This is a genomic window from Robertmurraya mesotrionivorans (assembly GCF_050971805.1).
Lineage (GTDB): Bacteria > Bacillota > Bacilli > Bacillales > Cytobacillaceae > Robertmurraya_A.
The window spans coordinates 114,737-137,590 of sequence record NZ_JBPCCH010000004.1 but is presented as its reverse complement, the minus strand read 5'-3'; the positions used below and the strand labels follow the sequence as shown (position 1 = coordinate 137,590).

Below are 22,854 nucleotides of genomic sequence, written 5' to 3'. Positions count from 1 at the left end.
AATGGCATTTCAAATTTTATTAAATGTTTTTCTAGCTCTTGTTTGGATGTTTTTAAAGGTCTCTAATGAACCGATAGATTTCTTTGTTGGCTACTTTTTCGGGTTATTGCTCGTCTTTTCCTTTCGACGTTTTTTCCCTTCCCGCTTTTACTTATTAAGAGTGATAGCAGTAATCAACCTGATTGCCATCTTTATTAAAGAGCTTCTTTTATCTAATATTGCTGTTTTAAAGGTAATCATAAAACCAAAGCTTGATATCCAGCCAGGAATTTTTGCTCTTCCTACTGAACTAAAAAAAGATTGGGAAATCACTTTGTTATCCAATCTGATCACATTAACACCTGGGACATTAGTTGTTGATATCTCAGATGATAATCGGACTCTTTATATCCATGCGATGGACGCTTCAGATGTGGAAGCAGCCATTTCTAGCATCAAAAATACATTTGAAAAAGCAATCATGGAGGTGAGCAGGTAATGTTACAGTGGGTCATAACCATTTCTTTAGTATGTATTACCTTATCCATGCTTGCTATGGTATATCGGGTCATTAAAGGTCCTACAACACCTGACCGAGTAGTTGCACTTGATGCACTTGGAATCTGTTTAGTTGCCATCATCGCGCTTGTTTCAATCATGTTAAAATCAAATGCTTTCCTAGAGGTTATCTTGTTGATTGGAATTTTAGCTTTTATTGGTACAGTTGCCTTCTCCAAGTATTTAGAAAAGGGGGTCATCCTTGAACGTGATCGAAATAGTTAAGGTTATTATCGGGATATGCATCGCACTTGGAGCACTCCTAACAGTTGTTACAGCAGTCGGCCTTATCAGATTACCAGATGTGTATACACGCACGCACGCTGCGTCTAAAGCCGCTACATTAGGAGTTATGTTTGTTTTAGCAGGTACCTTTTTATACTTCTACCTATTAGAAGGCCATATGAATTCTCGACTGATTCTTGGAATTGTGTTTATTTTTATGACCTCACCTGTAGCCGGACATCTTATCGCTAGAGCTGCGTACAATACAAATGTAAAGCTTTGGGAAAACAGTGTTCAGGACGATTTAGCTGCAGTGAAAAAAGAACGATCTTCACAGTAGAAAAAATCCATGTGTGACTTTCACACATGGATTTTTTCTCTTTTTTCGATTACTGCTATTGTACAGCGTGAGACACTAATAAGCTGTTCTTGTTCGTCTGTTATTTTAATATCCCACACCATTGTGGTTCGACCTTGATGAAGCACTGTTCCAGTAGCGGTTACGATACCGTCTCTTTTTGCTTTAATATGATTGGCATTGATTTCTAATCCAACGACAACTTCCTTTTCCTTATTAACCAATTCATACGCTCCGATTGAAGCAACGCTTTCTGCAAGTGCAACTGAAGCACCGCCATGGAGAAGGCCGAACGGTTGACGTGTGCGGTCATCTACAGGCATCGTTGCTACGACTCTTCCTTTTTCAATCTGTTTAAATTCAATTCCTAGCGTTTGAATTAATGAGTTTCCCTTCATAAAGTTGAAGACCTCCTGAGCTTTTTTACTTTTTTCCGATTGATCACTTTTATTAAAAGAAACGAACTTACAAAAACGATACTTCCCATTAGAAGTAATTCTGTTTCATACTCGACGAGGATCTCCTTCTGATCACCAAACCAATATCCAAGCGAAAAAACGATACTCAGCCAAATAAAAGCCCCACTGTAGGCAAACAGGGCAAAAACTTTATAGGACAGCTTGCTTAGTCCATAAATAAATGGGACAAAGTTTCGTAATCCAGGGATAAAGTAACTAAACAGAAGGGAAAAAGCATGGTACTTTTCAATGGATTGGAAGGAACGGTCAATGGTTCGAGCCATCCGTTTGCTCTTTTGAAAGAATGGAAGGAGTCTAACACCTATGTACTTTCCTGCGAGGTAGCTTGTAGTTAGTGCAGCGACTATTCCTAGATACGTAGAAAGAAAGATGCATACTGGATTTAAGGTACCTAGGGAAGCCGCTAAACCCACCGTCATGGCGATTACTTCATTAGGTACTGGCATGCCTACTACTCCAAACCATAGCCAAAGGAACAGCCCAATATATCCATTTTCCTCAATTATATCAAGAATAAAATCTAACTCCATTCTTTCACCTCCAAAACCACTTTAACAACATTAATAACTAAGCAAATTAATTATAGCAAAATATAGAACCAACTAGGTCATTTTAACATTTTTGTAATGTTATCATTAGATATTCTTTCAGAACATATATTATGTTGGATATAAACCCCATTTTCTAATAAAGGATGTGAAATGGTTGTATTTCTACGATCCTAGAAGCTTTCAATACTATTCCGTACCCTTTCAAGCCTATCCACACTACTCACCATATTACTCCGTAGGCGCTCGTCAGTCACCTTTCTATTTTCAACCTAATTATTACTTAAGGCCTTTTCAAGAGGTAAATCCACAGTTATTTATGACTTCAGCTAAATATATGCAATCACTGATGAAAGATGCAAGTATACTTCTTGAAAGAATGGCCGATTCAAAGGAGTTTGCCAAACAGCTTATGAGCAACGCACAAGAATCGAAGCAGAAGCTTGTCGAGGATCAAATAAAGCATACGGGAATTCAGAACATCCCTGTTGTAAGCTATACACCAGATGGTTTAAAACTAGACTTCAGCAGGGATATAGATACGATGAATTGCTGCAACTTGACCCTTACAGTCAGGTGGATGTAAGAGTGTGTACACAATAAAAAGGTTGAAATCATTCGTTGTGATTTCAACCTTTTTATTATTGATTTAGTTTTGTAACATAACTTTCAATTAATAGAAGAACGGTCCGCCAAATCCACCGTAACCGCCATATCCATACCCATAGAATGGTGGTGGATAATATGGATAAAATGGTCTTGGGCGATAAAATGCACCACCTAGTAACCCTCCAGCAAAACCACCTAATAATCCAGCCGCAAATGGTGCGCCGAAGAAGAATCTATCTCCACGATGATGTGGTCCAACATAATGATGTTGCATGCGTATACCTCCTTTTCGTGTCTGTACTTCCCTACACTACTTCATATGCAACAAACACCTAGTTGGAATAGGCTAACGTCCATCATGTGGAAAGATATCATCAAACACATTCTACCTTCTACAAAAAAAAACGTGAATTCTATAAGAATTCACGCCTGTACCCCTTTACTCCTGACCTAAAATTCCAGCTGTTTGGTCACATGTTTGTAGGGCTGAGTTTACTTGTTGCAAAGTTTGCTCAATGCGGTCACGGTTAGATCCCTTTTCCACTGTATTTAAAGCATTTTGTAAGCAATCCTTTGCTTCTGATAAGGCACTTACTGAATCTTGAACATATCCTCTAGCATTTTTCTGCATGAAAAAAACCTCCTTATATATGGTACGGAGATATTATTTACCTTTTACAGTAGAATATTCTTTTCCAATGCACAAAGTATTGACATTTTCTTGACAGTTAAGAAATAAGGCAGAGGCAAAAATCCATTTTTCGCACCTTCCCTTAATGCCTGTCTATAATATATAGTGATATTTTTCGTACATTACAAAAGGGAGCTGAGATCATTGCGTAGCGAACAGCTTGATGATTTATATAGCCAAATCAAATTAACTGGATCGAAAGCGGAGACTTTAATAAACGATTGGATAAAAAATCGAGTAAACAAAGAGGACATCGTCGGACTACTAGGCAGAAGAACCCAATGGTACGGCAAGCTCATTAAGGAGCTTCAAGATGCTGTGGAAACAGCTTCGGTCCCATTGAACATTCCTACCAAAAGAGATGTGGCAAGTGTGGCAAAACTGACGATCCAAAATGAGGATCGGCTGGAGGATATTCAGCAAAGATTAGCACAAATAGAAACAACCCTACAGCGTTTAGAAGCTGCAATGGGCACAAAACCTTCTTTTACCAAAGCTCCCATACAAAAAGCAAGCAGAAGACCTCTTGACCGTAAAGAAAGAGCAAAGCTTGTTCAAGAAAACCTTGCAAGGCTCTCAGATGCTTTATTAAATCAGTCAAAGCTTGGTGAGTAATATGGAAGCTGAACGATTTTCACTTGAGAAAACTCGATGGAGTTCACTGTTCCGTGCGTTTACCGACGAAACTTCCATCACAGCATCAACTCCTAGACAAGCACTCTGGAAAAGAAACAAAGCCACTTTATGGTACTATCCTGCACCTGTTAAAAAATATAATACACCGCTTTATTTAATTTATTCTTTAGTGAATCAACCAACGATATTGGATTTATTGCCAAACACCAGTTTGATCGGGTCTCTGACTAATGCTGGCTATGAGGTGTATATGATAGACTTCGGAATTCCAAGATACGAAGATCGCGACATGACCATCGACGATTATGTACTCAAGTATATTCAGCCAGGTGCAAGGGTCGCTCTGAAACACTCAAAAAGCAATAGCATTAGTGTCATGGGATTTTGTCTTGGAGGAACACTCGCTGCTATATACGCAGCCATAGCCCATGAACCGATCGAGAATCTCATTCTCTTTGTTACTCCTGTCGACTTTTCGTATTTTCCAAAGTTTGATCTCCTGTACCAAGCCATCAAGGATGAAGCAATCGACCTATCACCTCTTATAGATGGGCTAGGAATAATACCAGCAACTTTTATCAACTACGGAGTTCGACTGATCACTTCCCCTATTTATATTTCTCCGTATTTATCTTTATTAGAAAAAGGACATAACAAGGAATACGTAAACAGATGGTCATTATTCAATCAATGGACAAAGGAGCATATTGCCTTTCCGGGTGCCGCCCTTAAGCAAATCGTGAATGACCTAATCATCCACAATAAGTTACTGACAGGAAAATTTACGATTGGAGGAGAACCAGCCCGATTGCAACAAATATCCGCTAACCTTTTAGTAATTGCTTCAACAGACGATGAACTTGTACCAATAGAGCAAGCTTTGCCTATGATGACATTAGCAGGTAGCCAAGATAAGGAGCTTATTCAGTTGCCAAATGGACATACTGGTATTGCTTCCGGAGCAGGATTACCCACCAACCTTTTTCACTGGTTAGCAAGCCGTTCTCATCTAGTACACATAGAAAGCGAGGAGGGTAATCTAGATTGGAAATAGGAATGTATGATGGAGTTTATGAGTATTTAGGGTTTGCTTATATTGTATTTCAAATGTTTTTTGAAAAAGGAAATGATGTGTTTTATATGGATTTTTTCGAATAAAAGTAAAAGGCCCCCACATGGAGGCCTTTTACTTTTATAAGATAAATACAACAAAGATAATCGTTGCAAGAACAATTCGATAAATCGCAAATGGAATTAATTGAACTTTATTGATTAACGCCAGGAAAAAACGAATCGAGATAAGTGCGAATACAAATGCACTAATAAAGCCTGCAATAAAGAATGGCAGTGCATCCATTGTGAAGTATTCCCAGCTATTTAAAAGAGAAATTAAGCTTGCACCAGCCATGATTGGAACAGCCATAATGAATGTAAAATCAGCAGCTGCACGGTGGCTTAATCCTAAAATGACTCCACCAGACATTGTCGAGCCCGAACGAGAAAATCCTGGCCATAATGCAATACATTGGAACAATCCAATGATAATGGCTTGCTTGTACGAAATCTGATCGACCGTTTCCACCTTTGGCTTTTTATCCTTTGGCATTAGATCAGCAATAATCATGAGTACAGCACCAGCAACAAGTCCGATTAATACCGTTTCAGTTGTAAAAAGATGCTCATCAATATAGTCGTCAAATAAGACACCAAGAAGACCAGCTGGAAGAAGACCAACGATTACTTGAGAAAGTCTAAGCTTTTTCCCACCATACTCTTGCTTCGTTTTTCTCGATGAAAGTCCTAATAACTGAATAAAACGGTCTTTGAACACAATGACAACTGCCAAAATGGAACCAAGCTGAATGACAACCTTGAACGTGTTAGCCACTTCACTGCCGAACAATTCTTTTGATTTAAAAAGCATATCATCAACAATAATCATATGACCGGTTGAGGAAACTGGAGCAAATTCCGTTAACCCTTCTACAAGGCCTAAAATAATCGCAACAAATATATCCCATACATTCATCAATTACATACCTCTGTTTCTATTAATTCGTTCTAAGCATGAACGCTTACTTTTTATAAAAAATTCTTCTTCCGAAAAAGATAAGCACCGCTAAAATTGCAATAGCACCTACTGCATAAATAATATCGGAATACACTTCTGTGTAACTTAAAATCTGTGTCCAATTTTCTCCGAGCTTTGCGCCAATAACAATAAGAAGCGTGTTCCAAATCGCTGTTCCTAAAAGTGTAAAGAGGAGGAACAACGGCATTTTCATATTAGACATTCCGGCAGGTACAGATATAAGACTTCTTAATAACGGAACCATTCGGCAAAAGAATACAGTCCATATTCCGTAACGGTCAAACCAAGCATCCGCTTTGTATACATCTTCTCTTTTTAGTTGAAGATATTTACCCCAACGGTCCACAATTTTTTCCAGCCGTTCAACATCCAGAATCGTACCAATATAGTATAAAATCGTTCCACCAACCACTGATCCGGCTGTTGACGCAACGATCATCATCGCTACCGACAATTCAGTTTTTGTTGTCATAAATCCACTAAACGGTAAAACAAGTTCAGATGGGATTGGCGGGAACACATTTTCTATTACAATAATTAAAAATACCCCAAGATACCCATAGTTCTCAATAATACTAAAAATCCAATCTTCCATAATTTCCTCCTTGCCAAACAGCCCTTTTCAAATCTATACGTTCTGTCTTCAACTTCATAATTGTAATCATTGGAGCAATGCCCTGTCTACCTTCTTTTTAGAATATGGATGAATTTGCCTCTTCTAATCCCAAGTAAAACGTTCTTCCTTCCATGGGTTCCCATAGTTGTGATAGCCATTTTTCTCCCAAAAACCAGGTTTATCATTTTTGGAAAACTCGATTGCTCGAAGCCATTTGGCACTTTTCCAAAAGTACAAATGTGGGATAACCGCACGTAGCGGATATCCATGCTCAGGTGTGAGCGCCACTCCATTAAAGCTGTGAGCGAGCAAACTTGTCTCTTTTGCAAAGTCTTCAAAAGGAATATTAGCTGACCAGCCTTCTTCCGCATGAAAAATGACATGTTCTACTCCCTCTAATAATTCAACCGCATCCAGCACTGCACGCGTACTTATTCCACTCCATGTATTATCAAGCTTCGACCACCCAGTCACACAATGAATATCGTTTTGATATTCTGTTTGAGGTAACTCCATAAGCTCAGAAAAAGTGAAAACTACTTCCCTTTCCACTTCACCAAATAGGCGAAGAGTCCATTCATTTAAGTTTTTATAATATGGAACATTCCCGTGATGTAATACAGGAAAAGTGGTTGTTACATTTTGATTAGGAGGAACACGGTCGTTTGTCTTCTTGCTTACTTTTCCAAAGTACATACAAGCACTCCCCTATTGTTAATATGTATAAACGAATCAAAAAATGCAGCCTTCATTAAGAAAGCTGCACTTTCACCTATTATAATACCATAGCCGCGATCCAACCAAAAATAACAAGTGGTATATTGTAATGAATAAAGGTTGGCACACATGTGTCCCAAATATGATTATGCTGACCATCTGCATTCAATCCTGCTGTAGGACCGAGCGTACTATCAGAAGCCGGAGAACCTGCATCTCCTAGTGCTGCTGCTGTACCTACTAATGCGATCGTAGCCATCGGACTAAAGCCTAGTTCCATACAAAGTGGCACGAAAATGGTAGCAATGATAGGGATGGTAGAGAAAGAAGATCCAATTCCCATAGTAACTAGCAAACCTACTACTAGCATCAATAAAGCAGCCAGCCCCTGGTTTCCACCAATCACATTCGCAGACTGTTGAACAAGTTCATCCACTGCCCCAGTTGCTTTTAATACTTCGGCAAATCCAAAGGCCGATAACATTACAAATCCAATAAAGGCCATCATTTTCATTCCATCTGTTAGAAGCTCGTCCGCCTCACGCCATTTCACGGAACCACTCAAGTAGATAATGATGATCCCTGCAAGAGCACCGATGATCATTGAATCGAGGAAAATTTGCACCATTAATGCACCAATGATGGCTAGTACGGCAAAAACGATTGCCAACTTACTTTGTTCTTGCTTTTCTACTTTAATTAAGTCGTGTGTCACATAGTTTCTTCCTTTACGGTAAGAGAAGAAAATAGCAATTAATAATCCTACTAAAAGACCCGCTGTCGGGATTAACATTGCCGTCGGAATATCTGCTGGGTCAATCGTTAATCCACTATCAGACATATTAGTAGCTAGTATATCGTGAAATATTTTTCCAAATCCTGCTGGTAGAAGTATATAAGGGGCCGTTAACCCGAATGTTAAAACGGATGCTATTAATCTTCTATCTATTTTCAACTCATTCATCACATTTAATAGTGGTGGAATTAAAATAGGAATAAACGCAATATGGATGGGAATCAGGTTTTGCGAGAAGCAAGCCATTAATAAAATCGCAAAAACAATCAACGCTTTTGAATAAACCTTTGCTTTCGAATCACCATTCTTTTGAACCATTTTTAAGACAGCTTCGACCAAAACATTTGGCAGACCAGTCTTTGAGATGGCAATAGCGAAGCCCCCTAATAAAGCGTAACTTAAGGCAACCTCCGCACTTCCTCCTAATCCTCCAGAGAAGATTTCAATCGTTTCTTCAATCGATAATCCTCCGGTTAGTCCACCTACGATCGCTCCGATAATGAGGGATAACACGACATTTACGCGAAATAAACTTAATAGTAGCATAACAAGCACTGCAAGGATGACTGCATTCATGTTGTATAAGTGCTCCTTTCTATAAATAATCCTTTAGTTTGGTAAATTGGTAGAGTAATAAAACACAAGAATTAAAATAGCACAGAATTTCAAAGCCTGTCAAGGTAATAAAAAAACTCTAAAGACTTTTACTAAGTAGTTCGGTTTTGAAGTACAAAATTAGAACTAACCTTGCTATTTAAACGGTAATTCACACTTAAATTACAGGAAATTTGATAAGCAAAAACGCTTGGAACATTGTGTCTCCAAGCATTTTATACATTGTTTTCACTAAGTTTGAAAAATAAACGGAGAAATTCCGTTATTTCGGGAAATACCAACATTTCCCGCAAAATAAGCGGAGTTTTTCTGCTTATATGAACCTAATCTTTAGATTTAGGTATATATAGAAAAGTTAATCGGAATATATCCGCTTATATCTGCTTCTTGAGCCCTTACTATACACATTAACCGGAATTTCTCCGCCTATGAATTCCTATACCTCCTCGAAAAAGTCAACAATGAATAACAACAGAATCTTTTCTAACTTGAAAATCCAAAAACCTACCTACCACTTTCAGCACATCAATCCCCAATTAAATTAACAAACAAATTCGAACACTGACACTAACTTTTGTCATCCTGTTAAAAGAGGTGCGAACTAAGGTGCTAAAATACCATTACATTTATGGAAAACCTTGATATTCAACAAAAAAAATACAGTCCAATTCAGTTGCGAATTGGACTGCTAATTTGTTTGCTAGTTAAGTTTATGTACTCGAAAACCGAACCCGTTAGACTTTCATCCCTAGAGTTATTTTTTACCATTATTTAATTGCTTCAAATCGTTCAACAAATAGGGCGAGTGTTCTTGTCATGACACCTGTTGCTCCGTCTGGCCCTAAGTCTGATGCTTTAGAAGTGGTAGCTGTGCCAGCAATATCTAAATGTACCCATGGGGTGTTTTCGGCAAACTCTCCGACAAAGGCTCCACCCATGATCGCATGACCTTCTCGGCCAGGTGAATTGTTAAGATCAGCAATCTTACTATTTCTTACTCTTTCTTTATCCTTTTCGAAAAGAGGAAGACGCCACATAGGTTCACCAGCTTCAGAAGAGGCTTCAAGTACTTGCTCAAATAATCCTTCATGATTCGTTAACGCACCAGTTGTATCTGTACCGAGCGCGATGATCACTCCACCAGTAAGCGTCGCTACGTCAACCAAATACTGCGCTCCATGGAACTTGGCGTATGTGACAGCATCTGCCAATACTAATCTTCCTTCTGCATCCGTATTTAATACTTCTATCGTTTTCCCACTCATAGACGTTATCACATCGTCTGGCTTAAAGGCTGTACCACTAATCATGTTATCAGTCGAAGGAATGACAGCAACCACATTTTGCTCAGGACGTAATTCACCGATGATTTCCATCGCTCCAAGTACGGCAGCAGCACCACCCATATCGGTTTTCATTCCAACAATGCCATCCTTTGGCTTGATCGAGTATCCGCCCGTATCAAAGGTAACTCCCTTACCTACTAGACCAATTACACCGGTCCATTCCTCTTTCCCTTGATACTTTAGAACAATCATCTTTGGCGGTTCGCTTGATCCTTGGTTAACGGCTAATATCGCACCCATACCAAGCTTTAGCATATCTTCCTTATCAAGGATTTCTATTTCAAATTCGTATTTTTCTCCTAGCTCCTTTGCGTAATTAGCCATATCGGTAGCTGTTAGCATATTTCCAGGTAAGTTGACTAGTGTACGTGCAGAATTTGTTCCTTTGCCGTATACATATCCTACGGTTAACGCAGCCTGATGGTCTTCCTTTTCTAACTGTTCACTGTACACATGGACATTTTCAATCCTTTTTTCCGGCTCATTCGATTTTTGCTTATAGCCTTTAAACTCATACGTAGCTAAAGCAAGTGCTTCTCCGACAGCATGAGCCACATCCAACGCGTCTAGTTCTTTCCCAATGAAAGAATCTAAGTGAACAGCCATCTCAGTTAGCCTTGCTGATTGAATTTGTTTACACACCGCTCCGAATGCTTCACGTATTGAAGCAAAGGAAGCTTGATCCTCTTTTCCAAGTCCAACAATATATAAATTTCTTGCTCCAATTTTTCCAAATGTATGTATTTTCGTTAAACTCTTCTTTTTTGCGGACAAGTCACCGCTTTTCACTAATTCTGTTAAATAGCCATCAAAATGATCATCTAGAACTTTTAATTCACCGTCGAACTTTACTGGCTTATCAAATAATCCAACGACTAGTGCATCCAATTTCAAGGATAAATCAATTTTATTATGTACGGAAAACATACCGTCACCTCCATCATTTATAAAGCTATTATATAAAAAAATATTTCGAATATCTAATTATCTTCTTCTAAAAATAAATAGTACTGGGGTAGGCTTGGAAGAGTCGCTACTTTTTCAAAGGGAATTCGATCAATATGTTGTGGTATAATAGTAATACACTGGTAAATAAATGCATGGAGCTTTTCAACATCCAGACCCCAGTGCTTGGGACGATACGAGTTTAAATACTCATAAGCCACCTTCATCATTGATCTTGCACCAACAACATTACCGTATTCGTAATGATAAATGGCTACACTCATTTGTAATAAGCCTTTTAAAAAGTAATTTCCTTTATCAGTCATCCACATTTCTTCCAGTAAATCGTGACAAGTATAATAATCGCCTTCATTAAAAGAAATAAAAAACTCATAATATTCAGCTGGATAGTGTGACAATGACTTCCCCCCTAAATGATGCTCCATTTACCACTATCTTAGCAAAGGAAAATGGGAAAATCATGTTATAACCTAGAATTTTTGTGGTATTGATTCGTGATGGAGAAAAGAGGTATATATCTTATGGAATTTTTATTTAACTTCCCATTTATCGCTTCCTTGATAGCAATCTTTTTTGCTCAATTTGTGAAGGTTCCTATTCAGTATCTCGCTACACGGAAGATTGATTGGTCCCTGCTTACAAGTACAGGAGGAATGCCTAGTTCCCATTCTGCTGCTGTAACCGCACTGTCTACCGGCGTGGCTTTCGAAGCTGGGATTGACTCCGCTATATTCGCTGTATCAGCTGTGTTTGCTATTATAACCATGTTTGATGCTACAGGTGTGAGAAGGCAAGCTGGAGAACAGGCTATTGTATTAAATCAGCTTGTACATGACTTTCATAAATTTCTAGATGAAGCAAAAGGGTGGCCGAATAAGCCCGAACAAGAGAAACGAAAAGAGTTAAAAGAGCTCCTTGGGCACAAACCAATTGAAGTATTCTTCGGAGGAATTACCGGTGTACTCGTTGCGTTCTTCCTTCGGTTCATCACTACATAAACAAAGATAATATTTCCACTTAACTATTCAGGATATTTTGGAAAACTAAAAAGGCAAGTTCCTCTCATGAGAAACTTGCCTTTTTCTTACTTACTTTCTGAGCTCGTATATTGCTGACGGAATACTTGTAATGCCTTGTCCTCATTTAAGGCACGAAGCTCTTCTTCAGTTAGCTTTCCATCGCCTTTTTCAATAACATACACTTCTATTGTTTTCTTACCCCAGTTATTGTACACATCTTCAACGGTTTCATAATAAAGGTCTACTTTATTGCCTTTGATCGCTCCACCTTTATCGGCAACAACTCCGTATCCATAACCAGGAATAAAGAGAATTGTTCCGATTGGAAAAACATTTAAATCCGCAGCTACTGTTGAAAATAAGTCTCTCGTTACCTTCACACCTGAATATGTAATTCCAAACTCTGGATGCCCAGGGTTCTTCCCAGTTGATTCAACTCCTGCAGTGTAGCCAGTGGCAGTTACCGTTGCTTTCGGGTATTGCCCCCAATCAAATGCTTCTTCAAGCTTTGGCGGGGCACCGATTACTTCTTCACTTGATGAGATTAATGTTTCTTCACTAGCTATATTATTTAAGAATTTAAATGCCAATCCAATCTGTTTTACGGTGTGATCAATAACCGAATCTTCATCGTCCACTTCGTCACCGAAGTTTGTATTTGCCAGTAGAGATTCAGCTTTTACACCTGAGATACTTTGAAATGTTGCACCTAAAGCTCCAATAAACAACACCATCAACATAACACGCCTTATAAACAATTTCACTATTTTCATCTTTTTTTCACTCCTCCCAAAACTAGTCATTTCCCATTTTTGAAAGAAGTATTCATATTTTAGTGAATTGATAGAAAAGCGGAAGCGCCTTGGTCAGCTCCGACAGGCATAAGTCGGAGACCGAAAGAGGTCCTGACCTCTGTAGGGCTTTGACTTATGACCCCGAGGAGTTAGGCGCTGAAGCTGGACAATTTTAAAACAAAAAAACCTCCACTGATGTGAAGGCTAAAACATGCGATATCCTCTGTTTCTTAACATTTTTATCGTTATTCCTGCGAGTATGGCTCCTGCCATTCCGCTGCTTAAAATCAGAATGTCTGCAAGTGCTAGATTCATAAATCGGTTCCCCAAGTCTTGGAATGCAGCAGCACTATTTGTAAAATACTCACTGAAGCTAACTACATCAACAATGAGAATCGAAACGATTGGATAAATGATGGCCATAATCCACGACATTCTTAGTAGCATATTTAAGATGAATCCGATTCCAAAAAATAAAACAAAAAACAAAAGCATCGATATTGGTAGAACAAATATCGTCATTGGCATTTGGTTGTTTCCCCCTTCACACATCAACTTTTAGTGTACTAAAAGCAATCGTTTTTCGTCAATAAGATGGAGGGAGGAAAGAAGGACAAAAAAATACTCCGCATCATATACGGAGGAAGTTTGGTTATTTTGATTCTTTCTGTTTTCCAGTTCCCCCACAGCTCGGGCATGTTTCTGAACCACCAAGTAAAAGCTGGAAGTAGCCCTTGCCTGAGCAATAAAGACATTCCTTTGTTTCTACCTTCACTGCATTCATTTTCCTCAACCTTTCCAAACGACTGAATTTTCAGATAATATATCATAAAAAAACAAAAAGGGAAAGTAAGAAAATCTTCCAAAAACGAGAGGTGGAAACGCATACAAGTATTTTTTCCTCTGTTTTTCATACTGTTTCTAAATTTTTTAATAATTACAAAAACAACTTGTATGATGTGTATCCGAACTGCTGTCCTGGATCAATACTATCGACTTTCATTCTCTCTTCAGATTTCATCGCTTCAATCATATACGCGAGCATGATAGAAGCTGTATTTTCATCAAGCAGCTGATCTGGAAGGATAAAAGCAGCCTCATACAGTTCATTTTCTTGAATAACAATACTTTCCTCAAGGACTGTTTGCTGCAGAAGAAACATAATCATATTGTCACTAATTTCATGCTTAATGACCCCTGTTCGTACTCCAAGCAACTGTTCAACACGGCAAGTTAATCCTGTTTCTTCTTTTACCTCTCGAATAACAGCTTCGTCTACTGTTTCTCCTTCATCTACAAACCCCGCAGGTAAGGACCACTTCCCCTTCAGTCCCCCGTACTTCTTTTTTACCACAAGCCATTCACCATGTGCATTTATGACCAAACCAGCCACTGCCAGCCAGACCTTTCCTCTTTCCGATTTCTTCAAATTCCACACCCCACTTATACAATCATTATATCACTGAAAGTGTGGTTTTTTTTAACAAAAAAAGAACAAGCTGTTTGTGCTGCTTGTTCTTTCTCATCTATTATAGAACGTTGAATTTTCCTTTTTTCAGAACTAGTGAAGGTCCACCAATCATAAATAATGCACGGTTATCAACCATCTTCTTCATGAATGAAGCCGTTCCACCAGTCATCTTCTTACCAAAGGCTACACCGATTGCATCGTCATGTCCAAGTGAGCACACTGTTCCTTTATTATCGAATGTAAAGTGACCTAACTCACCTTTGTCACGAATAAGAGCGACAAGATTGCTTGCACATAGTTCCCCTTGTTGCATGGCAATTTGAGCAGTTGGTGGGTATGGACGATTCACCTTCTCGTCGATGATTAGTGAGCAATCACCGATAATGAATACGTTGTCGTGTCCTGGAACACGTAGGTCAGGTTGAACCTTTACGCGACCTCTCATCGCTTCGAAACCAGAGTTTTCAATAATTGAGCTACCGCGAACTCCTGCAGCCCAAACCACTGTTGCAGCCTTAATTTCTTCTACTTCGTCTTCGCCTTTACCAACAACAATTCCATTTTCAGTTGCTTCTTTAATAGCCGTACCGATCATGAATGTTACACCCTTACGCTCTAATTGAGCTGTTGCGTAGCTAACTAGCTCTGGATCAAATCCAGGAAGTACCATTGGAGCAGCCTCAACACAAATTAGTTTTACTTTACCGAAATCAATATCGTACTCGCGGCAAAGCTCAGGAATACGGTTTGTTAATTCACCTAAGAATTCAATTCCTGTAAATCCTGCACCACCAACAACGATTGTTAATCTTTCATCTTTCTTTTCTTCTTCCATGTTGTACGTAGCGAATTGATATTCAATATGTTCACGAAGTTGACGTGCAGCATTGATATTAGCAATCGCAAATGCATGCTCTTTCAAACCTTTAATTCCGAACGTTTCTGGCTCTGCTCCCAGTGATACAACAAGGTAATCGTACTCAACCTCACCTTTTTCAAGTACCACTTTCTTTTCTTCATGGTTAATAGAAAGAACCGTATTTTTGATGAACTCCACTTTGTTTGTGTCAATAACATCTGTTACATTGTAACGTACACGGTCATGGTGTAATGTACCCGCTGACGCTTCATGTAACCATGTTGTTTCATAGTGGTAATCATTTTTGTTAATAAGGACGATATCCGCTTCATTTACTCCGACTTGCTTTTGTAATCTTGTTACTGTCATTAATCCACCGTATCCGGCACCTAATACTACGATTTTTGGCTTTCTCAAGACGTTCAAACCCACCTTTTTTATATATAGTTTTTTTGTGTTTTTTTTATCTTCCGCTTCTATAAAGGAATTTATTTTATAATAACAACGAAAAGTTTGTGATGTTTTTCACGAAAGAAGACAAGAAAATGTTGAAAAAAAGACACAAAAAGTTAACAATATGTCTACATATCATCATATTCCTTTTCATTCACTTTTTCAAGCAGAAAATCTACCAAAAAAAGATCATATAAATGGTAAACTTTTCTGACAATCCTCTTGCTGTTAGTGACTTATTCCTGAGGGAGTTTCATTATTTAGTCATAACTCCGAGCCATTTTTAATACTTTTGGTAGTATGAAATGATAAATCCTACACATAGTTAGGGGGATATAGAATGAAAGAGGACCAGACAGTTTACGACATTACCATTATTGGCGGAGGACCTACTGGACTATTTACTGCCTTCTATGGGGGAATGAGACAAGCTACTGTTAAATTGATTGAAAGCTTGCCACAGTTAGGTGGGCAATTGTCCGCTTTATACCCTGAAAAATATATATATGATGTTGCTGGTTTTCCAAAGGTCCGAGCACAGCAGCTAGTCAATAACCTGAAGGAGCAAATGGCTACATTTAATCAAACGGTTTGCTTAGAGGAATCCGTTGAAAAAATTGAGAAACAAACGGATGGAATCTTTAAGCTAACAACGAATAAAGAAGTCCATTTTTCAAAGACCATCATCATCACTGCTGGCAACGGAGCCTTCCAACCCCGACGATTAGAGCTAGAAAACTCCTCCCAATACGAAGGAAAAAATCTATACTACTTTATTGACGACCTCCACCAATTTGCTGGTCAAAAGGTGGTCGTATTTGGCGGTGGAGATTCAGCCGTTGATTGGGCTTTAATGCTCGAACCAATTGCAGAAAAAGTAACGATTGTTCACCGTCGTGATAAGTTCCGGGCTCACGAGCACAGTGTACAAAACCTTCACCATTCCAAGGTGGAGATTAAAACTCCCTTCGTCCCTGCTGATTTACTTTCAAACAGCAAAGGAGACATTGCCCAAGTCGTACTGAAGAATGTGAATGATAAAACAGAAGAAACCGTCGAAGTAGATGCAGTGATTTGTAACTACGGATTCGTTTCATCCCTTGGTCCCATCAAAGAATGGGGACTTGAGATTTCAAAAAACTCCATCGTCGTGAATTCAAAAATGGAAACAAGTATCCCCGGCATTTATGCAGCGGGCGATATCTGTACGTACGAAGGAAAAGTAAAGCTTATTGCCTGCGGCTTCGGTGAAGCACCAACGGCCGTTAACAACGCAAAAACATTTATTGATCCAAAGGCGAAGACTCAACCATTGCATAGTTCTTCGATGTTTAAGTAGAAAAGCGGAAGCAGCTTGGTCAGGGGCGACAGGCATAAGATGAATCGTGCAGGAAGACCTGCCTTCTGGAGCGATTTAGCTTATGACCCGAGCCCCTAGCTGCTGAAGCTGAACAGAGAAAAGAAAAAAGTGCAAGGATGATCCTTGCACTTTTTAGCATTCTTCCGGTGTACCTTGGTTGGTTGCTGTACGGAAAGAGGACCCACACCCGCATGAAGCAATGGCATTAGGGTTTTCGATGGTGAAGCCGCCACCCATCAGGGAGTGCTTATAATCAATAACGGTTCCTACTAAAGCAGGAGCACTTTCTTTATCAACTAAGAACGTAATTCCATGTTGAACAAGCTCCTTGTCCCCTTCTTCTACTTCATGAGCAAATCCAAGACCATACGATAGGCCACTGCAGCCACCACCTTTAATCGCTACGCGTAAGTACGCATTTTCCTCTTCGTTCTCTTTCATCATATCTTTTATTTGAAGTGCAGCCGATTCTGTCACAGTAATAATGTCTTTCATGATTATTCATTCCTCCCTCAAACATCTTTACTTTTAGTATATACAGCAATGTCTTTATACTCAACTGAACGGACTTATAAAAATGGAATTGGTTAGATAAATGGGCATTGGTTAATTGCGCTGGGGCTGGGAAGATATGTTGATTTGTTGATACTTTAACCAAGTATAGGACTTCTAGATTCGATTTAGTTCACCGATTCTACTAGATTCTGGAAACCCGAGGCACCAAACCAACTTCTTTTCAAATATGAAGTTTTTATAGTTCTTTTATCACAAATAATAAGGTACAATAGCATTATATAAACCGTCGTAAAAATAAAAGGGGTGTGTGAGAATATGACTGAACTACAGCCGCTTTATGATAAAAAATGTGAATGTATGATGTGTAAAACTAAGTTTACGACTAAGAAGCTCCGCTCACGTTTTGTAGTAGTAAAGTCCTATAATACTGACTTTGCCCCTACATATGAAAACATAGAAAATGACCCTAACCTTTATTTTGTCGCGGTATGTCCGAAATGCGGCTTTTCTTTTACAGATGACTTTGCGCCTTATTTTCCACCAGGCAGCAAGGAAATCATTGATTCTAAAATAGCCCAACAGTGGCTGCCCCGCAGTTTTGGTGAAGTTAGGACGTATCCAGAGGCCGTAAAAACAATCAAACTTGCCGCCTATTGTGGAACATTGAAAAAAGAAAAGCATGTATCTATTGCTGGTTTATATATGAGATTGGCTTGGATCTACAGAGCATTGCTAGATCACGAGCAGGAGCAACGATTTATGAAGCTTGCTGTGGGCGAGTATATGGAAGCATATATCACTGATGATTATCGTGGAACACAAATGACCGAGCTTCGGCTTCTCTATATGATTGCGGAATTATCTAGACGAACGGGTCAGATTGACCAATCGGTAAAATATTTTTCAAAGGTCATCGAAAAACAAGGAAGCTTTAATGAGGCAAAGATCGTTGAAATGGCAAGAGAGCGTTGGCAGGAAATACGCGAAGAACAAAAAACAAAAATATAATAAGGGTCTACCTATGAGGTGACCCTTTTTTTGTATGTTAAAACATCGGATTTTCTTCTAAATAACTATAAATATTTTCTACCAGTTCATCAGGTGTATCCCCAGTAACGACTTCTCCATTTACTAGTGCATACAATGTTGATGCACATTTGCCACAATAGCCAAGGCACCCATATTCAATGATATCCAGGTCATAATCCTTTTCTAGCTGTTCGAGTGCTTTTTGAGCCCCACTTGCTAAATTGCTTATACAAAACTCTATAATTGGTTTTATCATTTCTCCCACCTCTACTAAGTAAATGTACCTTGTCCAAACAAAAAGTTCAAGTAGGTAGTTTCCTTCCAAAAATTTTAATTGTCAAGAAATTGTACTGAATGTGTTGTGGTTTTGTCACAATTTCGTTATACTTTTTATGGTGTTTTGAAACATATATAATGTTTATCTATCGATTTATTATTGCAATATGTCATCATATTGCAAACGTTTTTATAAGAGAGAATAGCAACTCAACTGTAGAGATAAAGGGGAAATTGATTATGAAGAATCTCGTTATTCTCGGCGGAGGCTACGGGGGAATGAGAATACTCGCACGCTTATTACCCTCACAACTTCCAGACGATGTGACCATCACGCTAGTTGATAAAATTCCTTACCACTGTTTAAAAACAGAATATTACGCTCTTGCAGCTGGTACGATTTCCGATCAGCATGTACGGGTAGCTTTCCCTGAGCACCCTAGGCTTACAATCAAATACGGAGAGGTTAAAGATATTAATCTTGAAGAGAAAACCGTTCTCGTGAATAATGATGTGATCACTTACGATGATTTAGTAATTGGACTAGGTTGTGAAGACAAATACCACAATGTCCCAGGTGCGGATCGTTATACGTATAGCATTCAATCAATTGAGAAGTCTAGAACAACGTATCAAGCATTGAATAACCTATCCCCTGGCTCAGTTGTCAGCATTGTTGGGGCTGGTTTGAGCGGAGTAGAACTAGCAAGTGAATTAAATGAAAGCAGACCTGATTTAAAGGTAAAGCTATTCGACCGCGGAAATCATATCTTATCTGCCTTCCCTGTTCGTTTAGGAACGTATGTGGAAAATTGGTTTGATAATCACGGAGTAGAAATTGTTAACAATTCACATATCACAAAGGTGGAAGAAAATACTTTATACAATCACGATGAGCCACTACACTCGGATGCGATTGTATGGACTGCAGGCATTCAGCCAGTAGAGATTATTCGAAACCTTGATGTCGAAAAGGATCATCAAGGGCGAGTTGTGCTAACTGTTCATCACAATTTGCCTCATGATGAACATGTGTATGTCGTGGGTGACTGTGCAAGTCTACCACATGCACCTAGCGCTCAACTAGCTGAAGGACAAGCGGAACAGATTGTACAAATTCTCTTAAAAAGATGGGCAAATGAACCCCTTCCTGAAACAATGCCAGTTATTAAATTAAAGGGAGTTCTCGGCTCTTTAGGTAAAAAGCATGGCTTTGGGTTAGTAGCAGAACGCCCTATCACAGGACGGGTGGCAAGACTATTAAAATCAGGTATTCTATGGATGTATAAATATCATAATGGCTAATACAAAAGAGCTCTCCTACCATGGTAGGAGAGCTTCTATTATTGAACAGGTACTTTACTAGAAAAGCTACGAATCACTTCCAAAAACTCTTCTCCATACTTGTTCAGCTTATTTTGACCAACACCGTTAACGTTTAAAAATTCTTCCGGTGTTTGAGGCATTTTTGCACACATGTCCTTCAAGGTAGCATCCGAGAAAACGACAAACGGTGGAACTTTTTCTTTCTCTGCCAAGCTTCTTCTTTTGGCACGAAGCTCTTCGAACAGAGGGTTGTCCACCTCCGTAATGATACTCGTCTTTACGGCTTCCTTTCTCAGCACTTTCTCATTCCCAACTAATACTTCTCTTCCAGCAGGTGTGACATATATCGTTGGATAAGATCCATGCTCCACCCCAATCAATTCACGAGTAATGAGAAACTCAATTTCTTCGCTAACCTCTTTCGCACTTTTTGTCTTTAAAATCCCGTACGTGCTGAGCTGATCAAAACGAAAGTCATAGATCTTTTTATTTTTTGAACCAGTTAGTACTTGAGCTACAAGGTTTTTCCCGTATTTCTGACCCATACGAATGATACACGATAAAATCATTTGTGCTTCCTTTGTAACATCCACGCTCGTTCTCGTATCTTTACAGTTCCCACAGCGTTCACAATCGGTTGCCTCTTCTTCACCAAAGTACTCTAAAATATGTGAGTGCAGGCATGCTTCTGTATGGCAATAGTCGATCATTGATTGAAGCTTTTCGAGCTCCTGACTTATGCGGCTGCGATCAGCAGACTGATCAATTAAAAAGCGCTGAATTTGAACATCTTGAGGGGAATATAAAACGACACATTCACTTTTAAGGCCATCTCTACCTGCACGTCCTGCTTCTTGATAATAGCTTTCCATATTTTTCGGAAGCTGATAGTGAAGCACATATCGAATATTCGATTTATCTATTCCCATCCCAAATGCGGAAGTAGCAATCATCACACTACTTTCGTCTTTTAAAAATAATTCCTGTTCTGAATTCCGTTCCTCGTCACTCATCCCCGCATGGTATCGTGTAACTGAAATTTTTTCTTTCTTTAATCGCTCATACAGCTGATCGACCATTTTTCTCGTGGCAGCATAGATAATGCCACTTTCTTTATTGTTTTTCTTAACATAGCTTTTTATAAAGGCATTTCGATCTTGACCTTTGACAACCGAAAAGGTTAGATTCTCACGCTCAAATCCTGTAATCACACTGTTGGCATCGTTTATGTGTAAGGTTTTGCATATGTCTTCTCTTACTTGTGGAGTCGCAGTCGCCGTTAATGCTAAAACGACTGGTTTTTCTTGTAAGCTACGAATAAACTTTTGAATTTGTAAATAACTTGGGCGAAAATCGTGCCCCCATTGTGAGATACAGTGTGCCTCGTCAATTGCGATAAACGGAATACGTATCATTTGCAAACTTTGCAGGAAATCACTTGATTCCAGTCGTTCGGGTGCAAGATACAAAAGTTTATATTTTCCTTCCTTCGCACCGGTCAACCTTTCTTGAATCTCTTTGTTCGTTAACGAGCTATTAATATAGGTCGCAGAAACACCTGCCTGAAGAAGCGTATCTACTTGATCCTTCATTAAAGAAATCAATGGGGAAATTACGATCGTTGTTCCTTCAAAAAGTAACGCAGGTATCTGATAACAAAGTGATTTCCCTCCACCTGTTGGCATAATACAAATTCCATCATTCCCGTTAAGCACCGTTTGAATAATTTGTTCTTGACCCTTTCGAAAGCTAGAGTATCCAAAATAAGATTGGAGTAAATGCACTGCTTGATCGATCAAAACTCAGGTCTCCTCTCTATTCGCTTGCCTTATACCCATGCCTCTCCATTGCCGCATAGATCGTTTTTAGCTTCGGGTTTCCTTCCCCTACCACTTCATCTTCTAGGACAACAACCGGATAAAACATATCTTCCTCAATGACACGTTCAGCAAAGGCTTGCTTTTTTTCATCGTTTGGTGGTTGGTATATATCTACATAAGTTATTTGAAATGGTTGGTTTGGGTACTTTCTTCCAATTGCTGCTTCTAACCATTCGTAGGTTTCTTTTGATGATGGTAAATTCACACAGCTTGGGCAAAGTACTTCTGCCCCGTATACTACAAGCTCAATCATGTTCCTTCCCCCTTTTACTCACTATGTCTATTTTACATGATAAAAGGAGCAGAACACACTAGTTTGACGATTTTTGGATTTGAGTATTACCAATAGATTTTTTTAATTAAAATGATTATAATAAGGGGTATGAAGGGAGCGATTTAGATGGCAGAGCAAGAAATGTTTGAACAAGTTCAAGAGGTACTAAATAAATTACGTCCATTCCTTCTTCGTGATGGTGGGGACTGTGAATTAGTAGACGTTGAGGATGGCATCGTTAAGCTTCGTTTGTTAGGCGCATGCGGTAGCTGCCCAAGCTCAACAATTACTTTAAAAGCTGGAATTGAGCGTGCTCTTTTAGAGGAAGTTCCAGGCGTAGTGGAAGTAGAACAGGTTTTCTAATTC

At 39.0% G+C, this 22,854-nt stretch carries 29 protein-coding genes and 1 pseudogene; 11 read left to right on the top strand and 19 right to left on the bottom strand.

The features are described from left to right. Nucleotide 1: 1 nt before the first annotated feature. The 3 genes from ACRX5O_RS09195 to mnhG are packed head-to-tail and all read left to right on the top strand — an operon-like array spanning nt 2 to nt 1,102. On the top strand, nt 2–478 hold the full coding sequence (locus tag ACRX5O_RS09195) for a Na+/H+ antiporter subunit E (RefSeq protein ID WP_433905654.1): 477 nt from the start codon (nt 2–4) through the stop codon (nt 476–478). Beyond that, the gene (locus ACRX5O_RS09190; protein ID WP_119709774.1) at nt 478–762 is read left to right on the top strand and encodes a Na(+)/H(+) antiporter subunit F1; all 285 of its coding nucleotides are present in this window, start codon (nt 478–480) and stop codon (nt 760–762) included. The genes ACRX5O_RS09195 and ACRX5O_RS09190 overlap by 1 nt, the downstream gene beginning before the upstream one ends. Continuing rightward, complete coding sequence (mnhG, locus tag ACRX5O_RS09185) at nt 746–1,102, top strand: monovalent cation/H(+) antiporter subunit G (RefSeq protein ID WP_433905868.1); 357 nt, start codon at nt 746–748, stop codon at nt 1,100–1,102. Before ACRX5O_RS09190 ends, mnhG begins: the two co-directional genes overlap by 17 nt. Nucleotides 1,103–1,122: 20 nt before the next feature. Here mnhG and ACRX5O_RS09180 read toward each other — a convergent pair whose 3' ends face one another. Continuing rightward, nucleotides 1,123–1,518 carry a PaaI family thioesterase gene (locus ACRX5O_RS09180; RefSeq protein WP_433905653.1) on the bottom strand — a complete coding sequence of 132 codons (396 nt, stop codon included), beginning with the start codon at nt 1,516–1,518 and terminating at the stop codon, nt 1,123–1,125. After that, nucleotides 1,515–2,129: a DedA family protein gene (locus tag ACRX5O_RS09175; protein ID WP_433905652.1), complete on the bottom strand. Its 615-nt coding sequence runs from the start codon at nt 2,127–2,129 to the stop codon at nt 1,515–1,517. The genes ACRX5O_RS09180 and ACRX5O_RS09175 overlap by 4 nt, the downstream gene beginning before the upstream one ends. Nucleotides 2,130–2,304: 175 nt before the next feature. Between ACRX5O_RS09175 and ACRX5O_RS09170 the strand changes: the two genes are divergently transcribed. After that, the gene (locus ACRX5O_RS09170) at nt 2,305–2,733 is read left to right on the top strand and encodes a YuzC family spore coat inner layer protein (protein ID WP_433905651.1); all 429 of its coding nucleotides are present in this window, start codon (nt 2,305–2,307) and stop codon (nt 2,731–2,733) included. Nucleotides 2,734–2,820: 87 nt separating this feature from the next. Here the strand turns inward: ACRX5O_RS09170 and ACRX5O_RS09165 are convergent, their stop codons facing one another. Both ACRX5O_RS09165 and ACRX5O_RS09160 read right to left on the bottom strand, forming a co-directional pair. Continuing rightward, the gene (locus ACRX5O_RS09165) at nt 2,821–3,030 is read right to left on the bottom strand and encodes a hypothetical protein (RefSeq protein ID WP_433905650.1); all 210 of its coding nucleotides are present in this window, start codon (nt 3,028–3,030) and stop codon (nt 2,821–2,823) included. Nucleotides 3,031–3,195: 165 nt separating this feature from the next. Next, the gene (locus ACRX5O_RS09160) at nt 3,196–3,387 is read right to left on the bottom strand and encodes a hypothetical protein (protein ID WP_433905649.1); all 192 of its coding nucleotides are present in this window, start codon (nt 3,385–3,387) and stop codon (nt 3,196–3,198) included. Nucleotides 3,388–3,591: 204 nt separating this feature from the next. On the opposite strand from ACRX5O_RS09160, the gene ACRX5O_RS09155 reads away from it, so the two are divergent. Beyond that, nucleotides 3,592–4,062: a hypothetical protein gene (locus ACRX5O_RS09155; protein WP_433905648.1), complete on the top strand. Its 471-nt coding sequence runs from the start codon at nt 3,592–3,594 to the stop codon at nt 4,060–4,062. Nucleotide 4,063: 1 nt separating this feature from the next. Then, nucleotides 4,064–5,137 carry an alpha/beta fold hydrolase gene (locus ACRX5O_RS09150; RefSeq protein WP_433905647.1) on the top strand — a complete coding sequence of 358 codons (1,074 nt, stop codon included), beginning with the start codon at nt 4,064–4,066 and terminating at the stop codon, nt 5,135–5,137. A 138-nt stretch (nt 5,138–5,275) separates the two neighbouring features. On the opposite strand, the gene ACRX5O_RS09145 is transcribed toward ACRX5O_RS09150, so the two are convergent. From ACRX5O_RS09145 to ACRX5O_RS09120, 6 genes are all read right to left on the bottom strand, one after another. Then, complete coding sequence (locus ACRX5O_RS09145; RefSeq protein ID WP_433905867.1) at nt 5,276–6,112, bottom strand: undecaprenyl-diphosphate phosphatase; 837 nt, start codon at nt 6,110–6,112, stop codon at nt 5,276–5,278. Nucleotides 6,113–6,158: 46 nt separating this feature from the next. After that, nucleotides 6,159–6,770 carry a DedA family protein gene (locus tag ACRX5O_RS09140; RefSeq protein WP_433905646.1) on the bottom strand — a complete coding sequence of 204 codons (612 nt, stop codon included), beginning with the start codon at nt 6,768–6,770 and terminating at the stop codon, nt 6,159–6,161. A gap of 123 nt (nt 6,771–6,893) precedes the next feature. Continuing rightward, a complete protein-coding gene (locus ACRX5O_RS09135; RefSeq protein ID WP_433905645.1) occupies nt 6,894–7,487 on the bottom strand; it encodes a sulfite oxidase-like oxidoreductase in 594 nt (197 codons plus the stop codon). A 79-nt stretch (nt 7,488–7,566) separates the two neighbouring features. Then, nucleotides 7,567–8,880, bottom strand: a complete 1,314-nt coding sequence (locus ACRX5O_RS09130) for a Na+/H+ antiporter family protein (protein WP_433905644.1) — start codon at nt 8,878–8,880, stop codon at nt 7,567–7,569. Nucleotides 8,881–9,686: 806 nt separating this feature from the next. After that, nucleotides 9,687–11,192, bottom strand: coding sequence for a leucyl aminopeptidase (locus tag ACRX5O_RS09125; RefSeq protein ID WP_433905643.1), 1,506 nt, complete (start codon nt 11,190–11,192; stop codon nt 9,687–9,689). A 53-nt stretch (nt 11,193–11,245) separates the two neighbouring features. Beyond that, nucleotides 11,246–11,629: a DUF309 domain-containing protein gene (locus tag ACRX5O_RS09120; RefSeq protein ID WP_433905642.1), complete on the bottom strand. Its 384-nt coding sequence runs from the start codon at nt 11,627–11,629 to the stop codon at nt 11,246–11,248. 123 nt (nt 11,630–11,752) lie between these two features. Here ACRX5O_RS09120 and ACRX5O_RS09115 point away from each other — a divergent pair, with 123 nt between their 5' ends. Next, nucleotides 11,753–12,229, top strand: a complete 477-nt coding sequence (locus ACRX5O_RS09115; protein ID WP_433905641.1) for a divergent PAP2 family protein — start codon at nt 11,753–11,755, stop codon at nt 12,227–12,229. Between the two features lie 86 nt (nt 12,230–12,315). Here ACRX5O_RS09115 and spsC read toward each other — a convergent pair whose 3' ends face one another. The 5 genes from spsC to ACRX5O_RS09090 all read right to left on the bottom strand — a co-directional run bounded on the left by spsC (nt 12,316) and on the right by ACRX5O_RS09090 (nt 15,791). Beyond that, nucleotides 12,316–13,023, bottom strand: coding sequence for a stationary phase survival protein SpsC (gene spsC / locus ACRX5O_RS09110; RefSeq protein ID WP_433905640.1), 708 nt, complete (start codon nt 13,021–13,023; stop codon nt 12,316–12,318). 225 nt (nt 13,024–13,248) lie between these two features. Then, nucleotides 13,249–13,572 carry a YuiB family protein gene (locus tag ACRX5O_RS09105; protein WP_160546241.1) on the bottom strand — a complete coding sequence of 108 codons (324 nt, stop codon included), beginning with the start codon at nt 13,570–13,572 and terminating at the stop codon, nt 13,249–13,251. Nucleotides 13,573–13,696: 124 nt separating this feature from the next. Continuing rightward, the gene (locus tag ACRX5O_RS09100) at nt 13,697–13,828 is read right to left on the bottom strand and encodes a YuiA family protein (RefSeq protein ID WP_391559451.1); all 132 of its coding nucleotides are present in this window, start codon (nt 13,826–13,828) and stop codon (nt 13,697–13,699) included. A 153-nt stretch (nt 13,829–13,981) separates the two neighbouring features. Beyond that, a complete protein-coding gene (locus ACRX5O_RS09095; protein WP_433905639.1) occupies nt 13,982–14,473 on the bottom strand; it encodes an NUDIX domain-containing protein in 492 nt (163 codons plus the stop codon). Nucleotides 14,474–14,573: 100 nt separating this feature from the next. Then, nucleotides 14,574–15,791: an NAD(P)/FAD-dependent oxidoreductase gene (locus ACRX5O_RS09090; RefSeq protein WP_433905638.1), complete on the bottom strand. Its 1,218-nt coding sequence runs from the start codon at nt 15,789–15,791 to the stop codon at nt 14,574–14,576. A 376-nt stretch (nt 15,792–16,167) separates the two neighbouring features. Between ACRX5O_RS09090 and ACRX5O_RS09085 the strand changes: the two genes are divergently transcribed. Next, complete coding sequence (locus ACRX5O_RS09085) at nt 16,168–17,166, top strand: NAD(P)/FAD-dependent oxidoreductase (RefSeq protein WP_433905637.1); 999 nt, start codon at nt 16,168–16,170, stop codon at nt 17,164–17,166. A gap of 153 nt (nt 17,167–17,319) precedes the next feature. On the opposite strand, the gene ACRX5O_RS09080 is transcribed toward ACRX5O_RS09085, so the two are convergent. Beyond that, the gene (locus ACRX5O_RS09080; protein WP_433905636.1) at nt 17,320–17,682 is read right to left on the bottom strand and encodes a HesB/IscA family protein; all 363 of its coding nucleotides are present in this window, start codon (nt 17,680–17,682) and stop codon (nt 17,320–17,322) included. A 336-nt stretch (nt 17,683–18,018) separates the two neighbouring features. Here ACRX5O_RS09080 and ACRX5O_RS09075 point away from each other — a divergent pair, with 336 nt between their 5' ends. After that, nucleotides 18,019–18,711 carry a DUF2225 domain-containing protein gene (locus ACRX5O_RS09075; RefSeq protein ID WP_433905635.1) on the top strand — a complete coding sequence of 231 codons (693 nt, stop codon included), beginning with the start codon at nt 18,019–18,021 and terminating at the stop codon, nt 18,709–18,711. Between the two features lie 37 nt (nt 18,712–18,748). On the opposite strand, the gene ACRX5O_RS09070 is transcribed toward ACRX5O_RS09075, so the two are convergent. Next, nucleotides 18,749–18,988, bottom strand: coding sequence for a YuzB family protein (locus tag ACRX5O_RS09070; protein ID WP_433905634.1), 240 nt, complete (start codon nt 18,986–18,988; stop codon nt 18,749–18,751). Nucleotides 18,989–19,248: 260 nt separating this feature from the next. Between ACRX5O_RS09070 and ACRX5O_RS09065 the strand changes: the two genes are divergently transcribed. Next, nucleotides 19,249–20,313 (top strand): NAD(P)/FAD-dependent oxidoreductase, encoded by a 1,065-nt coding sequence (locus ACRX5O_RS09065; RefSeq protein ID WP_433905633.1) that lies wholly within the window; start codon nt 19,249–19,251, stop codon nt 20,311–20,313. A gap of 47 nt (nt 20,314–20,360) precedes the next feature. On the opposite strand, the pseudogene recQ reads toward ACRX5O_RS09065, so the two are convergent. Together recQ and ACRX5O_RS09055 are read right to left on the bottom strand one after the other, a co-directional pair. Then, nucleotides 20,361–22,133: pseudogene (recQ, locus tag ACRX5O_RS09060) on the bottom strand (DNA helicase RecQ); the annotation flags it as partial. Nucleotides 22,134–22,149: 16 nt separating this feature from the next. After that, on the bottom strand, nt 22,150–22,467 hold the full coding sequence (locus ACRX5O_RS09055; RefSeq protein WP_119709798.1) for a YuzD family protein: 318 nt from the start codon (nt 22,465–22,467) through the stop codon (nt 22,150–22,152). Between the two features lie 147 nt (nt 22,468–22,614). On the opposite strand from ACRX5O_RS09055, the gene ACRX5O_RS09050 reads away from it, so the two are divergent. Then, nucleotides 22,615–22,851 carry a NifU family protein gene (locus tag ACRX5O_RS09050; RefSeq protein WP_119709799.1) on the top strand — a complete coding sequence of 79 codons (237 nt, stop codon included), beginning with the start codon at nt 22,615–22,617 and terminating at the stop codon, nt 22,849–22,851. Nucleotides 22,852–22,854: the final 3 nt, after the last annotated feature.

Coding starts and splice junctions, on each gene's coding strand:
- ACRX5O_RS09080 (WP_433905636.1), bottom strand. CDS start 17,682: ATGAAAGACATTATTACTGTGACAGAATCGGCTGCACTTCAAATAAAA.
- spsC (WP_433905640.1), bottom strand. CDS start 13,023: ATGAAAATAGTGAAATTGTTTATAAGGCGTGTTATGTTGATGGTGTTG.
- ACRX5O_RS09160 (WP_433905649.1), bottom strand. CDS start 3,387: ATGCAGAAAAATGCTAGAGGATATGTTCAAGATTCAGTAAGTGCCTTA.
- ACRX5O_RS09085 (WP_433905637.1), top strand. CDS start 16,168: ATGAAAGAGGACCAGACAGTTTACGACATTACCATTATTGGCGGAGGA.
- ACRX5O_RS09145 (WP_433905867.1), bottom strand. CDS start 6,112: ATGAATGTATGGGATATATTTGTTGCGATTATTTTAGGCCTTGTAGAA.
- ACRX5O_RS09130 (WP_433905644.1), bottom strand. CDS start 8,880: ATGAATGCAGTCATCCTTGCAGTGCTTGTTATGCTACTATTAAGTTTA.
- ACRX5O_RS09070 (WP_433905634.1), bottom strand. CDS start 18,988: ATGATAAAACCAATTATAGAGTTTTGTATAAGCAATTTAGCAAGTGGG.
- ACRX5O_RS09150 (WP_433905647.1), top strand. CDS start 4,064: ATGGAAGCTGAACGATTTTCACTTGAGAAAACTCGATGGAGTTCACTG.
- ACRX5O_RS09100 (WP_391559451.1), bottom strand. CDS start 13,828: ATGAATGCAGTGAAGGTAGAAACAAAGGAATGTCTTTATTGCTCAGGC.
- ACRX5O_RS09195 (WP_433905654.1), top strand. CDS start 2: ATGGCATTTCAAATTTTATTAAATGTTTTTCTAGCTCTTGTTTGGATG.
- ACRX5O_RS09140 (WP_433905646.1), bottom strand. CDS start 6,770: ATGGAAGATTGGATTTTTAGTATTATTGAGAACTATGGGTATCTTGGG.
- ACRX5O_RS09135 (WP_433905645.1), bottom strand. CDS start 7,487: ATGTACTTTGGAAAAGTAAGCAAGAAGACAAACGACCGTGTTCCTCCT.
- ACRX5O_RS09165 (WP_433905650.1), bottom strand. CDS start 3,030: ATGCAACATCATTATGTTGGACCACATCATCGTGGAGATAGATTCTTC.
- ACRX5O_RS09190 (WP_119709774.1), top strand. CDS start 478: ATGTTACAGTGGGTCATAACCATTTCTTTAGTATGTATTACCTTATCC.
- ACRX5O_RS09115 (WP_433905641.1), top strand. CDS start 11,753: ATGGAATTTTTATTTAACTTCCCATTTATCGCTTCCTTGATAGCAATC.
- ACRX5O_RS09175 (WP_433905652.1), bottom strand. CDS start 2,129: ATGGAGTTAGATTTTATTCTTGATATAATTGAGGAAAATGGATATATT.
- ACRX5O_RS09105 (WP_160546241.1), bottom strand. CDS start 13,572: ATGCCAATGACGATATTTGTTCTACCAATATCGATGCTTTTGTTTTTT.
- ACRX5O_RS09075 (WP_433905635.1), top strand. CDS start 18,019: ATGACTGAACTACAGCCGCTTTATGATAAAAAATGTGAATGTATGATG.
- ACRX5O_RS09125 (WP_433905643.1), bottom strand. CDS start 11,192: ATGTTTTCCGTACATAATAAAATTGATTTATCCTTGAAATTGGATGCA.
- ACRX5O_RS09050 (WP_119709799.1), top strand. CDS start 22,615: ATGGCAGAGCAAGAAATGTTTGAACAAGTTCAAGAGGTACTAAATAAA.
- ACRX5O_RS09065 (WP_433905633.1), top strand. CDS start 19,249: ATGAAGAATCTCGTTATTCTCGGCGGAGGCTACGGGGGAATGAGAATA.
- ACRX5O_RS09055 (WP_119709798.1), bottom strand. CDS start 22,467: ATGATTGAGCTTGTAGTATACGGGGCAGAAGTACTTTGCCCAAGCTGT.
- ACRX5O_RS09180 (WP_433905653.1), bottom strand. CDS start 1,518: ATGAAGGGAAACTCATTAATTCAAACGCTAGGAATTGAATTTAAACAG.